The sequence below is a fragment of the Corynebacterium humireducens NBRC 106098 = DSM 45392 genome (assembly GCF_000819445.1).
In the GTDB taxonomy this organism is placed as follows: Bacteria; Actinomycetota; Actinomycetes; order Mycobacteriales; family Mycobacteriaceae; genus Corynebacterium; species Corynebacterium humireducens.
In genome coordinates this window covers 1,913,090-1,927,248 of sequence record NZ_CP005286.1, presented here as the reverse complement: position 1 = coordinate 1,927,248, position 14,159 = coordinate 1,913,090, and the positions used below count along the sequence as shown (strand labels likewise).

The 14,159-nt window shown below is 64.9% G+C and carries 14 protein-coding genes, 3 tRNA genes and 2 pseudogenes; 8 read left to right on the top strand and 11 right to left on the bottom strand.

What is annotated here, in order from left to right; translation table 11 throughout:
• Window positions 1-3 precede the first annotated feature (3 nt).
• Window positions 4-1,191 (top strand): MFS transporter, encoded by a 1,188-nt coding sequence (locus tag B842_RS09530; RefSeq protein WP_040086360.1) that lies wholly within the window; start codon window positions 4-6, stop codon window positions 1,189-1,191.
• Window positions 1,188-1,520, top strand: a complete 333-nt coding sequence (locus B842_RS09525; RefSeq protein WP_040086358.1) for an ArsR/SmtB family transcription factor — start codon at window positions 1,188-1,190, stop codon at window positions 1,518-1,520. The genes B842_RS09530 and B842_RS09525 overlap by 4 nt, the downstream gene beginning before the upstream one ends.
• A gap of 57 nt (window positions 1,521-1,577) precedes the next feature.
• Here B842_RS09525 and B842_RS13700 read toward each other — a convergent pair whose 3' ends face one another.
• Window positions 1,578-3,407 carry a hypothetical protein gene (locus tag B842_RS13700; protein ID WP_156119494.1) on the bottom strand — a complete coding sequence of 610 codons (1,830 nt, stop codon included), beginning with the start codon at window positions 3,405-3,407 and terminating at the stop codon, window positions 1,578-1,580.
• A 3-nt stretch (window positions 3,408-3,410) separates the two neighbouring features.
• Window positions 3,411-3,827, bottom strand: a complete 417-nt coding sequence (locus tag B842_RS09520) for a guanyl-specific ribonuclease (protein WP_040086356.1) — start codon at window positions 3,825-3,827, stop codon at window positions 3,411-3,413.
• Window positions 3,828-3,879: 52 nt separating this feature from the next.
• Between B842_RS09520 and dnaG the strand changes: the two genes are divergently transcribed.
• Window positions 3,880-5,790: a DNA primase gene (gene dnaG, locus B842_RS09515; RefSeq protein ID WP_040086354.1), complete on the top strand. Its 1,911-nt coding sequence runs from the start codon at window positions 3,880-3,882 to the stop codon at window positions 5,788-5,790.
• Here the strand turns inward: dnaG and B842_RS09510 are convergent, their stop codons facing one another.
• The gene (locus tag B842_RS09510) at window positions 5,791-6,030 is read right to left on the bottom strand and encodes a hypothetical protein (RefSeq protein WP_040086353.1); all 240 of its coding nucleotides are present in this window, start codon (window positions 6,028-6,030) and stop codon (window positions 5,791-5,793) included. It lies immediately after the preceding gene.
• A 42-nt stretch (window positions 6,031-6,072) separates the two neighbouring features.
• Window positions 6,073-7,908, bottom strand: a complete 1,836-nt coding sequence (locus B842_RS09505; RefSeq protein ID WP_040086352.1) for a glycoside hydrolase family 15 protein — start codon at window positions 7,906-7,908, stop codon at window positions 6,073-6,075.
• Window positions 7,909-8,059: 151 nt separating this feature from the next.
• On the opposite strand from B842_RS09505, the gene B842_RS13695 reads away from it, so the two are divergent.
• Entirely contained in the window at window positions 8,060-8,200 is a 141-nt protein-coding gene (locus B842_RS13695) for a hypothetical protein (protein ID WP_156119493.1), read from the top strand.
• A 48-nt stretch (window positions 8,201-8,248) separates the two neighbouring features.
• Window positions 8,249-9,115, top strand: coding sequence for a YwiC-like family protein (locus B842_RS09500; protein ID WP_052437867.1), 867 nt, complete (start codon window positions 8,249-8,251; stop codon window positions 9,113-9,115).
• 208 nt (window positions 9,116-9,323) lie between these two features.
• Here B842_RS09500 and B842_RS09495 read toward each other — a convergent pair.
• Window positions 9,324-9,396, bottom strand: a tRNA-Asn gene (locus B842_RS09495).
• Window positions 9,397-9,581: 185 nt separating this feature from the next.
• Here B842_RS09495 and B842_RS09490 point away from each other — a divergent pair.
• A tRNA-Ile gene (locus B842_RS09490) sits at window positions 9,582-9,655 on the top strand.
• 124 nt (window positions 9,656-9,779) lie between these two features.
• Here the strand turns inward: B842_RS09490 and B842_RS09485 are convergent.
• From B842_RS09485 to B842_RS09475, 3 genes and pseudogenes are all read right to left on the bottom strand, one after another.
• On the bottom strand, window positions 9,780-10,373 hold the full coding sequence (locus tag B842_RS09485; protein ID WP_040086351.1) for an N-acetylmuramoyl-L-alanine amidase: 594 nt from the start codon (window positions 10,371-10,373) through the stop codon (window positions 9,780-9,782).
• The gene (locus tag B842_RS09480) at window positions 10,373-10,576 is read right to left on the bottom strand and encodes a glycoside hydrolase family 25 domain-containing protein (protein WP_346190136.1); all 204 of its coding nucleotides are present in this window, start codon (window positions 10,574-10,576) and stop codon (window positions 10,373-10,375) included. The genes B842_RS09485 and B842_RS09480 overlap by 1 nt, the downstream gene beginning before the upstream one ends.
• A 99-nt stretch (window positions 10,577-10,675) precedes the next feature.
• Window positions 10,676-11,155 (bottom strand): annotated as a pseudogene (locus B842_RS09475) (transposase); the annotation flags it as partial.
• Window positions 11,156-11,207: 52 nt separating this feature from the next.
• On the opposite strand from B842_RS09475, the pseudogene B842_RS13470 reads away from it, so the two are divergent.
• Window positions 11,208-11,354, top strand: a pseudogene (locus tag B842_RS13470) (transposase); the annotation flags it as partial.
• Between the two features lie 323 nt (window positions 11,355-11,677).
• Window positions 11,678-12,103, top strand: a complete 426-nt coding sequence (locus tag B842_RS09470) for a hypothetical protein (RefSeq protein WP_156119491.1) — start codon at window positions 11,678-11,680, stop codon at window positions 12,101-12,103.
• 74 nt (window positions 12,104-12,177) lie between these two features.
• Here the strand turns inward: B842_RS09470 and nrdF are convergent, their stop codons facing one another.
• The 3 genes from nrdF to B842_RS09455 all read right to left on the bottom strand — a co-directional run bounded on the left by nrdF (window position 12,178) and on the right by B842_RS09455 (window position 14,147).
• Window positions 12,178-13,170: a class 1b ribonucleoside-diphosphate reductase subunit beta gene (nrdF, locus tag B842_RS09465; protein ID WP_040087543.1), complete on the bottom strand. Its 993-nt coding sequence runs from the start codon at window positions 13,168-13,170 to the stop codon at window positions 12,178-12,180.
• A 7-nt stretch (window positions 13,171-13,177) separates the two neighbouring features.
• Window positions 13,178-13,245, bottom strand: a tRNA-Gln gene (locus B842_RS09460).
• A gap of 98 nt (window positions 13,246-13,343) precedes the next feature.
• On the bottom strand, window positions 13,344-14,147 hold the full coding sequence (locus B842_RS09455; RefSeq protein WP_040087542.1) for an HAD-IIA family hydrolase: 804 nt from the start codon (window positions 14,145-14,147) through the stop codon (window positions 13,344-13,346).
• Window positions 14,148-14,159: the final 12 nt, after the last annotated feature.

Here is a 14,159-nt window from a genome sequence, read left to right as displayed (position 1 = left end):
GGTGTGTCGCTCCTCAGTCCTCTCCGCAACCGCGTCTACCTGCACCTGTTCTCCGCACAGGTCGTCGCGCTCGTGGGCACCGGCCTGCTCACCGTCGCTCTCGGCCTGCTGGCCTTCGACATCGCCGGCGGCAGCGCCGGCCGCGTCCTCGCCACCGCGCTGACCATCAAGATCCTCATCTACGTACTTCTCTCCCCGGTGGTCACCGCACTGGCGGCCAACTGGAGCACGCGGCCGGTGCTCGTCGCCGCCGACCTGGTCCGCGCCGGCGTGGCCCTCACCCTGCCCTTCATCGGCGCCGAATGGCAGCTCTACCTCGCCATCGGCGTCCTGCAGGCGGCGTCCGCCACCTTCACCCCGACCTTCCAGGCCGCCATCCCGCGCGTCCTGCCCGAGGAGGGGCAGTACACCAACGCGCTCTCGCTGTCCCGCCTGGCCTACGACCTCGAGCAGATCGCCAGCCCCGTGCTCGCCGCCGCCCTGCTCACGGTCATGAGTTACACGAACCTCTTCCTGGGCACCGTGGTCGGCTTCCTCGCCTCGGCGCTGCTCGTGGTCACCGCCGGCCTGCCCGCTGTCCCGCAGATCACGGGGCCGCAGTCCGGCTTTCTCGAGCGGACCTGGCGCGGCGTCCGCATCATGCTGCACGAACGCCCCCTGCGTGCCGTGCTGTGGCTCAATCTGGCGGTGGCCGCCCCGATGGCGATGGTCATGGTCAACACCGTGGTGCTCGTCCGTGCGCAGCTGGGTCTCGACGAGGCCGCGCTCGCCTGGACCCTCGCGGTCTTCGGCCTCGGCTCCATGCTCGTCGCACTCGTCCTGCCCGGCCTCCTGGAGACGGTGCCCGACCGGGCGGTCATGCTGCCCGCCGCCGTCCTCGGCGCCGTCGTCCTCGCGGTGCTGGCACTCGTGCCCGTCACCTGGCAGCTACTGGCGGTCACCTGGCTCCTGCTGGGTGGGGCGCTGTCGGCGATGCAGACGCCGATCGGGCGGATCGTCCGGGGGCGGGCGTCGGAAAGCGATCTCGGCTACGTGTTCGCGGCGCAGTTCTCCCTCAGTCATGCCTGCTACCTGGTGACGTACCCCGTCGCCGGGTGGCTCGGGCTGGAGGCGGCGACATGGACGCTGCTCGGCCTGGCCGTGCTGGGCACGGTCATGGCCGCCCTCACGTGGCCTAGGGTGAGGGCATGAGCTCCGAGCATCAACTGACTCCCGACGAGGCCCTGCTCAGCGAGGCCGCCGAGACGCTCCGGCTCATCGCCGAGCCGACGCGCCTGCACCTGCTGTTCCTGCTCATCGACGCCGAACGTAACGTCTCGGACCTCGTCGCGGCGACCGGCGCCTCCCGCACCCTCGTGAGCCAGCACCTGGCGAAGCTGCGCCTCGGCGGGCTGGTGGTCAACCGCCGGGAGGGGCGCAACGTCTACTACCGGGTGGCGGACGGGCATGTGGTGCGGCTGGTCGTCGAGACGCTCAGCCGGGCGGATCACGTGCGCAGCGGGGAGCCGCTGCACGGGTGATTTCGAGTGCTTGCGCGAAAACCACATTCGTGGCAGGCGTTTCCAATGGCTTGCGAGTTAGCCGGAACTTGGCTCCCAGACTATGCGCGCATGGGGCACCAAGCGGCCAATAGTACCTATCCAAGAAACTGGGTCACGGAGTCGTGAGTGGACGCTGTTCTGATCCACTGGAATGGAGTGTTCGGGAGCGAGTACGGTCAACAGCCCAGCCGTTCGCAATAGTATAGCAGCGTCAACCTTGGATAGGCTGAGTAGATGTCCATGAGCCAAAGAATTTCTTAGGTAGCTTACCGGGTTCCTCAAGCAGCGAACCCAGTCGGGGTCGAAATCGCGTGCCTCCAATTCATCAATATATTTTTCGAGTGCCGGGAATCTTCCAGCACTTTTGCCGATCTGAATTCGATACAGTGGGCAGCCAAGGCTCATAAGAAGCCCGCGAGCTCCTGCTTCAATTAATGGGTACGCTGCTCGTCCTGCATCGGAGTACCGATCATCCCAAAAGCTGGAGAGTGCTTCACTGAACCCTTGGGCGAGTTCTGAACTACACTTATAATCGTTGGCCAAGCGCGTGGCAATATGTTCGGAAGTCGGCACCTTGAAACTATCGCGAATGAGAAGGAGTTCACCCGCCAGCATCTGCCCTCTTGATTGGAACTCCAATTGCTCGACCGTATTTAGCCAATAATCCCTGGCGCTGTCGAAATCGGAACTTGTTTTCCGAGGGAGCAGCTTGGAGTCAAGCTCAATCCTAGTCATGTAAGACACGATACTTTCTTCCGAAAGGGTCGCAGCCTGTTCTAGATTTTTTTCATGGTGTCCGGTGGGCGAGCCGGTAGTTAGCCACATTCTTAGGGCCGTGTATATGTCAATTGCTTTGCGGAACGTGCGAAGGTGTTGGTCGAAGGCGTAAACGGGGACAGGCATTTCCACCTCCAATTTCTGGAGTTCGACTTCTTCCGGTTGAAGCGATTGGAGCGCCTGTACCGCCTCGTCGTGCATCTTATGAAGTTGGAACCGTTTGGCGGTTTCGGCAGCTTGGTTTAGCCATGAAATCCTTCCGATGCCGATCGTTTCGTGAGCAGTGTCCAGCATTACTTGAACAAAGAATTGGCGAGCTATGCGGATGTCTTCTTCTTCCTCCAATAGCTGAGCTAGCATTTCAGTTAGTTCTTCAAGGAGGAATGTGTCAGCGCGGCGGGGTCTCCTATCCTTGAGGAGTTCGATTATCTGATTTTTGGAGGGGTTGGCAAATTCTCCATAGCGGGGTGGGACTGAAAGTGGTCGAAGGCAATGCATTAGTGCGCCTGGGGATAGAGGTTCGTCAGGACGATCTTCCGTGGCGAAAGAGAATAGAGCTTGTCTGGCGTTCATTTCTAGTGGGAGCTGGAACTGCCTGCTTAGGCTTGAGGCTCGATGCAGGCAAGCCGATTGATAGAATGTATCGCCAATTGCGCCAGTTCCAATCTGTAGGTAGAGTCTGACGAGCTTTTCTGCAGCATCTCGGTTCGTGTGTTTTCCGGAAGAGATGGCCAGGTCGAGGAAGTGGGCTTGGGTGAGAGGGGTCTTTGCCATCTCTGCTAATGCAAGCCATAAATCCTTTTCATGGTTTGGGACTAGGCTGAATGGCGGCGGCCAGTTTTTATTCAAGGAGCTGAACTCATTTCCGAGCTTTAAGAAGCCAGGATGTCGTTCGTCGCTGGAGAAGGTGTAAGCTAGTCCTCGCTCGATTGCCGATACAGATTCGTGTGAATCGAAACTTTGTCGCATGTCGTATATGAATGATCCAAGCGACTGCAGAAGGTCCGCAGGGTCGGCTGCGGCTGGTGCTAAAGAATCAAGCAAATATGCGAGAGTTTCTAGATCTGCCTTTGTGGTTTCGAAGTCCAAGTCTCAGTCCTCCGCATCCGGGATGACGCAGAACGACTCGTAGTGGTCCCCGGAGTAGTACCAGACCTCCGGATCGGTCTCCGTGCCCCCGCCGACGACGATGCGCTTCGGCCCGCGGTGACCCATACCCGGCGTGTCGACCGTGTAGCTGCGGTAGTAGCTGCCCCTCTCCTCGGGCAGCAGTCCCTCGTAGTTGCCGAAGTGGCCGCCGTCCTCGCCCGGGTACTCGTACGGGCCGCCGGAGAGGATGTCGGCGATGACCGGCTCCGCCTCCGCCGGCAGGGACGCGACCTCGCAGACCTCGAGGTCGTCGACAAGCGGTGAGGGCTGCCCGGAGGAGCCGAGGTCGATGCCGTAGAAGGCGGCGACGGCGGCGAGGAGGACGGCCCCGAGGGTGGCGAGGACGGAGTTCTTCTTCACGCCCCGATCCTAACCAGGCCGGGGGTTTGACCCGCGCGGTACCCTGTTCATCATGGCTAAGGGGCGTATTCCGGACAGTGACATTCAGGCGATCCGCGAGCGGGCCCTCATCGAGGAGATCGTCGGCGAGTACGTTCAGCTCAAGCCCGCCGGGCATGACTCGCTCAAGGGACTGAGCCCGTTCAAGGACGAGCGCACCCCCTCCTTCCACGTCCGCCCGAACCGCGGCTACTTCCACTGCTTCTCCACGGGCAAGGGCGGCGACGTCTTCACCTTCCTCATGGAGATGGAGCACATCTCCTTCCCCGAGGCGGTGGAGGCGGTGGCCCAGGAGATCGGGTACACGATCAACTACCAGGGCGGGACGACGGGCGCGCGTCGCGAGGAACCGGGCACCCGCAAGCGCCTCATCGACGCCAACAAGGCGGCCCACCAGTTCTACCGCGAGCAGCTGGAGACCCCGCAGGCGCAGACCGCCCGCGAGTTCCTCCTCGACCGCGGCTTCTCCCAGGAGCACATCTACACCTTCGAGTGCGGCTACGCCCCGGAGGGCTGGGACACCCTGACCAAGCACCTGCTGCGCAAGGGTTTCGAGTTCAAGGAGCTGGAGGCCGCGGGCCTGTCGAAGATGGGCCGCCGCGGACCCATCGACGCCTTCCACCGCCGCCTGCTGTGGCCCATCAAGGACCTGTCCGGCAACGTCATCGGTTTCGGGGCGCGCAAGCTCTTCGACGACGACAACATGGGCAAGTACATGAACACCCGCGACACCATGCTCTACAACAAGTCGAAGGTGCTCTTCGGCCTGGACGTGGCGAAGAAGAATATCGCCGCCGGGCATCAGGCCGTCGTCGTCGAGGGCTACACGGACGTCATGGCGATGCACGCCGCGGGCGTGACCACCGCCGTCGCCTCCTGCGGCACCGCCTTCGGTGAGGAGCACCTGCAGATCCTGCGGCGCCTCATGCTCGACGACAACTACTTCCGCGGCGAGCTCATCTACACCTTCGACGGTGACGAGGCCGGTCAGAAGGCCGCCATGCGCGCCTTCGAGGGGGACCAGAAGTTCACCGGCCAGTCCTTCGTCGCCGTCGCCCCCGCCGGGATGGACCCCTGCGACCTGCGCCTCGAGCGGGGCGACGCCGCCGTCCGCGACCTCGTCGCCGACCGCATCCCGATGTTCCAGTTCGTCGTCGAGTCGATGCTCGCGGAGCACAACCTCGACACGGTGGAGGGGCGTCTCCAGGCCCTGCGACGCACCGTCCCCGTCGTCGCCTCCATCAAGGACCCGGTTCTCCAGGGCGAGTACGCCCGCCAGCTCGCCGGCTGGGTCGGCTGGGCCAACACCGAGGGGGTCGTGCAGCAGGTCCGCGCGGAGGCCCGCCGTCCGAAGGAGGAGAAGCGCCGCCGCGCCGTGCGTTTCGACGACGCCTCGTCCGCGCCCATCGACACCACCCCGGCGGTGCCCATGCCGAACCCGCGCGACCCCTACCTGTGGCCGCAGCGCGAGTCCCTCAAACTGGCCCTGCAGTACCCGGAGATCGTCGGCCCCTACTTCGACGGACTGAGCACCGACGCCTTCACCCACCCCGCCTACCGCATGATCCGCGAGGGGATGGGCCGCCTGGGCGGTGCCGCCACCGCCCACAGCGGCGTGGACTGGATCGCCGGTGTCGCCGGCGAGATGGTCGACCTCATGGGCCGCAACCTCGTCTCCGAGCTGGCGGTCGAGGAGATCCCCATGGAGGCGGCGCACCTGCGCGACTACGCCGACTCGGTGCTCTCCCGCCTGCAGGAGGCAGAGGTGGGCAACCAGATCGCCCAGCTCAAGAGCCAGCTGCAGCGCATGCGCCCCTCCGACGACGAGCAGGCCTACAACTCCCTGTTCGCCGACCTGGTCGCCCTGGAGCAGGCGCGCCGGGAACTCAACGAGCGGGCCTTCCGCGGGCTGCCGGCGGAGTAGCTAGTCCTGGTCCGGCTCCAGCACCTGCTGGTCGTCGGTACGCAGGTTCTTCACCTCGCGCATGCGGGGCTGCGGGTCGAGGCGGTCGGCGACGGCCTTGCGGGTCGCGTTGACGGCCTTCTTCGTCACGGGGGAGTTGACGGCGGCGGTGTAGCCCTTCTTGATCTGCTCGAATCGCTGCCGGCCGGCCTTGGTTCCCAGGACGTATCCTGCTGCGGCTCCGATGACGAACTGGATCATGAGGCTCCTACTGATTCAGGGGGTGGAAGGTCAGGGGACAGCCTACCTGGTGGCCTCTGAGTCGATGGGCGTCCCCGGGTGGGAGATCGCGGCGGCCGCGCGGATGAGCCCGAGGTGGGAGAAGGCCTGCGGGTAGTTGCCGGCGAGCCTGCCGAACTCGGTGGAGTACTCCTCGGCGAGCAGCCCGAGGTCGGAGGCGACGCCGCACACGCGGTCCATCTTCGTGCGGGCCTCGTCGAGGCGGCCGGAGTGGGCGTACTGCTCGATGAGCCAGAAGGAGCACAGCAGGAAGGGGTACTCGCGGCCGGCGATGCCGTCGACGCCGGTGCCGGCGGGGTAGCGGTGGAGGAAGCCGGCGTCGTCGAGAAGCGTCTCCTCGATGCGGGCGACGGTGCCGAGGATGTGCGGGTCGTTGTAGGGGAGGAAACCGATCTGCGCGAGCTGCAGGAGGGAGGCGTCGACGTCGGTGCCGCCGTAGGTCTGGGTGAAGGACTGCAGTTCCTCGTTCCAACCCTGCTCCATGATCTCGGTGCGCAGTCGTTCGCGGAGTTCGCGCCAGCGGTCGACGGGGCCGACGAGCCCGTGCTTCTCGACGGCCTTCACGCCCCTGTCGAACGCCGCCCACATCATGGCGCGGCCGTGGGTGAAGTAGGCGGGTTCGCTGCGCATCTCCCAGATGCCGTGGTCCTTGATGTCGAACATGTGCTCCTGGAAGTCGAGGATCGACTTCTGCAGGTCCCAGGAGAACTCGTCCTCCTCGACGCCCGCGTTACGCAGGGTCTCGAGGGCGATCATCACCTCCCCGACGACATCCGCCTGGTACTGCTCGGCGGCGCCGTTGCCGATGCGCACCGGGCGGGAGTTCTCGTAGCCGGGCAGGTGGGTGAGCTCGAACTCCGGGAGGTGCCGTTCGCCGCGCAGGCCGTACATGATGCGCAGTTCCCGGGAGTCGCCGGCGATGGCGCGCAGCAGCCACTGACGCCAGTTGTCGGCACGCGCGGTGAACCCGGACTCGACGAGCACCTCGATGGTCAACGCGGAGTCGCGCAGCCACACGTAGCGGTAGTCCCAGTTGCGTTCGCCGCCGAACTCCTCCGGCAGGGAGGTGGTGGGGGCGGCGACGATGCCGCCGGTGCGGGAGTCGGTGAGCGCGCGGAGCACGAGGAGGGAGCGGGTCACCATCTCCGGGTACTCGCCCGTGTAACTGCTTCCCGCCGCCCACCGTTCCCACGCCTGCTGCGTGATCGCCAGGGCCTCGCTGTAGTCGGGGGCCTCCGGGGTGTCGTGGTGGGAGGGGAACCAGGTGAGCACCCACTCGAGGCTCTCGCCCTCGGTGAGGCGGAACTCCCCGAGGTGGGCGCCGGTGTCCTCGTTGAGGGTCAGGTAGGGCCCGCGGAGGTGGACCGAGTCGGGGCCCGCGACGCAGCGGATCTCGCCGATGTTCCGCTCCGCGTCGAGCACCCGGTAGCGGTGGAAGGGGGTGGCCTGGCCGTAGTCGAATCGCAGGCGCAGGACCGCCCGGATGTCGATCTCCCCGGAGGTGCACACCACGCGGCGCACCAGGTCGGTGCAGTCGAACAGCTCGTTCTCCGGGTCCATCGGCATGAAGTCGGTGACCGTGGCGGTGCCGGTGTCCGACTCCCACGTCGTCTCCAGGACGAAGGAGTCGCCGAGGTAGCGGCGGACGGTGACGCGGGCGCCGGGGGCGTCGATACGCCAGTGACCGTGCTCCTCCGTGCCCAGCAGTTTCGTGAACACCGCCTGGGAGTCGAAACGGGGCAGGCAGAGCCAGTCGATGCTGCCGTCCTCGGCGACGAGGGCCGCGGTGTGCGTGTCGGACAGGAGGGCGTACTGCTCGAGGGGCGTGCTAGTGGTCATGACATCATGGTAGATGCATGAGTGCGGGGGTCGTCGGTGGAGCGGGCGAAGAGAGCGACAGATGGCGTTAGGCGAATGTGACCTCCAATCCCCGGACACCCGGTCGCGGACGCGATAAGTTCGTACTACCAACAAAGCGGATGGAGGTGGCGTGAACAGCGACAACCCACGTGGTCGGCTGGCCGGGGTGCTGGCCTTCGCCGCGCTCCTCTGCGCCAGCGTCGCCGAGCAGGAGCCGTATCCGGGCACCGGTGCGGGGGAGTCGGGACACCTGTCCCCTCCGGGGAAATAACCCGGAGGAACTCGTATCAAACTTTCGGATGGTGCTAACGTGAGTGGCATGGCCACGACCACTGTCCGACAGCGCAAGAACGGGAAACGCGGCAGGCACGGCGTCTCCCCGTGGGTCCCCAACCAGCACGGCGCCTGGGCGATGCTCATCAGCCCCGCCGCCCTGGGCCTCATCTCCGGCGTCCACATGCTTGCCGACGCCCCCTCGTGGCGCCCCCTCGCCGTCCTCCCGGCGGTGCTGCTCGCCTGGTTCTTCGGCTACTTCGCCTTCTTCGCCTTCGGCCTCGCCGCCAAGGCCCGCAACCCGCGGCGCCGGTCCGGCTACCTGCGGCCGATCTACGTCTACGGGCCCGTCTCCATGGCCGGCATCGCGGTCGCGCTCCTGCTGCAACCGCAGCTCATGTGGTGGGCGATCCCGTTCGCCCCACTCGTGGCGGTCGCCGTGTGGGAGACCCTGCAGGGCCGCGGGCGTTCCGCCCTCTCCGGCGTATCGACGGTCGTCGCCTCCGCCCTGCTCCTGCCCGCCCTGACCGCCGTCGGCGCCGGGTCCGGCGCGCCGGGGGAGGTGCCGACCATCATCTGGGTGTGCATGGTGTTCCTGGCGCTGTACTTCTCGGGCACGATCCCCTTCGTCAAGACCATGATCCGTGAGCGCCACAACCCGCTCTACCTGAAGATCTCCATCGGCTACCACGTCATCGCGCTGCTCATCGTGCTGGCGATCGCCGTGTGGGCGGGGAAGTGGCTCGCCGGATCCCTCGCGGTGCTCACGATGCTCGTGGCCCTCGGCCGTGCGGTGGGTATCCCGTGGTCGGCCCGGCGTGGCGAGCCCTGGACCGCCCGCCGGGTCGGCATGGCCGAGGTGCCCGTGCTGCTCATCGCCTGTGCGGCGGTCCTGGCGGCCATCTTCCTCTGAGTGCTGCCGGCACAGCGCAAATCCCGGGGTGTTCGTTGCAGGGCAACGGTCCCGGGATTCACTTCTTCACGTTCTCGGTTCTGCAGAAGCTGGAACCGGTTCGGTGAAGCAATACAGTGAGTGTAACCTGCATCACGTCACGGGGTCAATAGCCGGACGCACCCTGAAACGCAGAAAGCCACCGGAAATCCGGTGGCCTTCTCTTCTGCTCCCCCAACTGGGCTCGAACCAGTGACCTTTCGATTAACAGTCGAATGCTCTGCCAACTGAGCTATAGGGGATTAACTTGTGTTGTGCTGTTCTTCGCTTTCGCGCTTCCCTGCAACGAGACATAACTATATGACACCTTCGTTCAGGTGACAAATCGCCAGTTCAACCCACATATTCGAGGTGCCGTGAAAGCAGGTCCAGACACTTTGCAGGAACGGGGTGCCGCGCGGTTATACTGACGAGGTTCCACCTTCAGGGGGCCATAGCTCAGTCGGTTAGAGCCGCGGACTCATAATCCGTAGGTCGCGGGTTCGAGCCCCGCTGGCCCCACGTTGAACAGCGGAAACGCCCCCTCCGGCAAGGTCGGAGGGGGCGTTTCCATCATCTATTCACCACAAGAGCATTCGCCCGTGATCAGGGATTGGAACGCGACTGCGAAGACTAGCCCGGTAGATCAGCCCGCACCTTCACAAGCGGCATCGGCCGTCGGGGTGGGTCCGGTAGTGATAGCCCGCAAGTCCTCGATCTTGCGGTTGTTGAGGATGTAGCCCATCAGCGTCTCGTAGTGCTCAGGCCGAACGCCGTTGGCGTTCACGTAGCGGGACTGGAACTTGTGGGTGGGCTCGAAGTGGACGCGGTCGATCAGGTGCTGAACAGTACGGCGGAACGCGTCCATGTTCAGGTTGGGGTCAACCTTGCGGCTGGGGGCGTACTCCTTGCGGCTGGGCAGGTGGGCCCGGTCGGCGGACAGGCCCTTGTAGCAGAGCACCGCGGCCGCGGAGCGCACGAACGCGTCGTACAGTTCGGGTTCCCACGGCTCCCGGCCGGAGTTCTGTGGCTCGATCCCGATGTAGCGGGCATCGCCCGAGGTATACAGCTTCGGGCCGGTGGTCGACGGTCGGGTGGGGTAGCCCTGACCGGCGGCACCACTACACCCCGGGTCAGCCAGGCCAGCGTGGTAGGCGATGCTGGCGCCGACGTCGGGGCTATCGGCGACGTAGCCGGGGGAGGTGCGGTCCGGGGTGGAGCCGCCGGTGTGGTGCATCATCAGGAGTTTGCCCCACCGAGGTCAGCGATCATTGCGTCCTCACGTGCCCAGTCGCAGACCCGGGAGTGGTCGTAGATCTCCATCCGGTCTCGGCCGAGCATCCGGCAGGTGGCCCGGAAATTCTCCGACGCCACGAAGCTCCACTGGGTCAGAGTGATGTCGAAGTCGACGGCGAAGAACACCGGCCACCGGTCCATGCCGATGGAGCGCAGGTGCTCGTCAGCGGCACAGGCGTCGTGTTCACCGCCGACGGTACCGCGGCGATGGGCCCGACCCCCGGAAAGTGGACACGGGGGATGTGATCAGGAAGCAGATCTCAGCATAACAGGACACTGCTCCTCAAACACTGCCGGCGCGAGATATCTACACCAGGAATGCCGGCGCACCGTGTTGTAGCGGGTACACCAGCGAAACACATCCCGCCGACAGGCCAGCTGATTGGCAAACGTCTTGGCATCCTGAAGGACTTCGCGCTTCAACGCCGCGTTGAACGACTCCGCCAACGCGTTATCCGCACTGCTACCGATCGCTCCCATGGACTGCCGGATCCCCAGCTGCGTACACGTGTCCTGGAACGCATGCGAGGTATAGACGCTTCCGTGATCGGAGTGAAAAACAGCGTCCTTCAGGCTCCCGCGCTGTCCCTTGGCCATGATCAGCGCGTCCTGGACCAGGGAGGTGCGCATGTGGTCCGCAATCGCGAAACCCACCAGCCGGCGGGAGAAACAGTCGATGACGGTCGCGAGGTACATATTCGACCCGTCGGCAATCGGCAGGCCGGTTTACCGGTGTGAAGCCGGGGTGTTGGGTGTCCACTAAACAGGGGTCAGGTCCGTCCTCGCCTACTTCGATATCGGCGCGTCGAACGAGCCAGTTGAGGCTATCAACGGACGGCTGGAGCACCTGCGGGGAATCGCCCTCGGGTTCAGGAACCTGGACCACTACATCTTGCGGTGCCTGATCCACTCCGGGCAGCTGTAGGGGAAGATCAACGCACTCTAAAAAGCGAAGAGCCGGTTATGCCAGCCTGTGGCGTCGACGGGGTCGGGGGAAGCCTCCCTCGGCACCCCTTTCGGATATCCCTAACCCTCAACTGAAGCTTGAATAAACGGGGGTTGAAGTGGGGGTTTAGAGTTGCTGGTGTGATCGACGGGATGGAAACTGGTCCGTGTTAGCAAGCACTTAGCAAGTAAGTCGTAAACGAGGCCGTTGGGGAAGACGAACCTCGTCTTACACCGCCGCATCCGCCTACCGTCGTAGGCGGATGCAAGTGCGGTGGTCGTTCCTGCCTAAGGATCTTCGACATGACCACCCTTGCACCAACGCTCGCACGCTGGTTGGGCGCCGCCGATTCCGAGGCACCGGACCATCTGTGGGAGCCCTCCGACGTGTCCGTTCTCGCCGCTGCCTACCGCACCCCGGCGTCGACGGTCGCGCGCACCGCCATGCTCACCATCACCGGCATGCCGCGGGCTCTGCGCCCGCGCATTGAGACGGCCATGGTCATCTGCATCCCGAGTGAGTCCGAGCTCCGTGTCCCCGGTGCTGATCCGCTGACCGCAGACTGGTTCACCTCGTGGCACCGCAGCCACAGCAGCGGGCCGGGTTCTTACATCGACTGCCGTCAGGTCCTCACCGGCACGGAGGACGAACTCGCACGCCTGCGTGACATGGTGATCAACCTGGCCCGTGACTACGGCTTCACCGCCGAACTCTCACTGACCGACTAGCAACCTGCCCCGAAATCACCAACGCCGCGCCACCCCGGAGGGGGAAGCGCGGCGTCGACGTGTCTTCAGAGGGGTCAGAAGTCCCAGTCGTCGTCGGTGGTCTCCTCGGCGGTGCCGATGACGTAGGAGGAGCCGGAGCCGGAGAAGAAGTCGTGGTTCTCGTTGGCGGAGGGGTCCAGCGAGGTCATGACGCCGGCGTTGAAGCGGCAGGTGTCCGGCGGGAAGATACCCTCGAAGCCGAGGTTGTTCATCGCCTTGTTCGCGTTGTACTTGAGGAACGCCTTGACGTCCTCGGTCCAGCCGATCGGGTCGTAGATGTCCTGGGTGTAGTGGGCTTCGTTGTCGTAGAGGTCCAGGAGCATCTCGAGTGCGAACTCCTTGTCCGCCTCGTTCTCCTCGGCGGACAGGTGCTTCGCGGCCTGCTGGAACTTGTAGCCGATGTAGTAGCCGTGGACGGCCTCGTCACGGATGATGAGGCGGATGATGTCGGCGGCGTTGGTGATCTTGCCCATCGAGGCGAAACGCAGCGGCAGGTAGAAGCCGGAGTAGAAGAGGAAGGACTCCAGCATGACGGAGGCGATCTTCTTCCGCTGCGGGGTGCCGTTCTGGTACTGCTCGATGATGGTGCGGCCCTTGTACTGCAGGTTCTCGTTCTCACGGGACCAGCGGAAGGCGGCGTCGATCTCGGGGGTGTCGGCCAGCGTCATGAAGATGTTGGAGTAGGACTTGGCGTGCACGGACTCCATGAAGGAGATGTTCGTGTAAACGGCCTCCTCGTGGGGGGTGACCGCGTCCGGGAGGATCGACACGGCGCCGACGGTGCCCTGCATGGTGTCCAGGAAGGTCAGGCCGGTGAACACACGCATGGTCGCCAGCTGCTCCTCGGCGGTCATGTTGCGCCAGGACGGGATGTCGTTGGACACCGGGATCTTCTCCGGCAGCCAGAAGTTGGAGGTCAGGCGGTTCCAGATGTCCAGGTCGGTCTGGTCCGGGATGCGGTTCCAGTCGATGGAGTCAAGGACATCGCCGGCCTCGTAGTGGACAGGGGTGCTGATCGTCTTGTGCATGCTCACGTTCTCCCTCCGGGACTTGAACCCGGGACGCCGGACAAGCCGGCGTGTTGCCAGTTACACCATGGGAAATCCCCCTGTGTGGAATGCGGGCCAGGGGGTTGCCCTCTCGGTCCACACTGTAGCCTTTTCCGGCTGGCGGGTCACCTGCCCGCCAGGCAGGTCACACCTCAGCCCTGGTAGTGACCGTCCCCGAAGGGGTCGAGGATGGCGTCCGCGACGACCCCGATGTCGTCGACCACGCGGGTCGGGCGGTAGGGGTGGCGGTCGACCGCGGCGTCGTCGGAAATGCCCGACCGCACGAGGACGGTGCGCATGCCGGCCTCCATGCCGGTCTTGATGTCGGTGTCCATGCGGTCACCGATCATGACGGTGTGCTCCGAGTGCGCGCCCATCGTGTTGAGCGCGGAGCGCAGCATCATGGGATTCGGTTTTCCGATGTAGTACGGCTCCTTGCCGGTCGCGGCGGTGATGAGGGCGGCCACGGACCCGGTCGCCGGCAGGATGCCCTGCGGGGCGGGTCCGGTGACGTCCGGGTTGGTGCAGATGAACCGGGCTCCGCCGATGATGAGGTTGATGGCGGTGGTGATCGCCTCGAAGGAGTAGGTGCGGGTCTCGCCCAGGACCACGAACTCCGGGTCCGCGTCGGTGAGGATCCAGCCCTTCGCGTGCAGGGCGGTGGTCAGTCCGGACTCCCCGACGACATACGCCGTGCCCTCCCAGCGCTGCTGGGCGAGGAAGTGAGCGGTGGCGGTGGCGGACGTCCAGATCCGTTCCGCCGGGATCCGGAGGCCGGAGGCGGACAGACGGGCGGAGAGGTCACGCGGGGTGTGGATCGAGTTGTTGGTGAGCACCATGAACTCGATGTCGTGCTCGTGCAGGGCACGGAGGAAACGGTCGGCCCCAGGGATCATCTCGCCCTCACGGATGAGGACGCCGTCCATGTCGGTCAGGTAGCTGATGCTGGCGGTCATGGCCGCCATTGT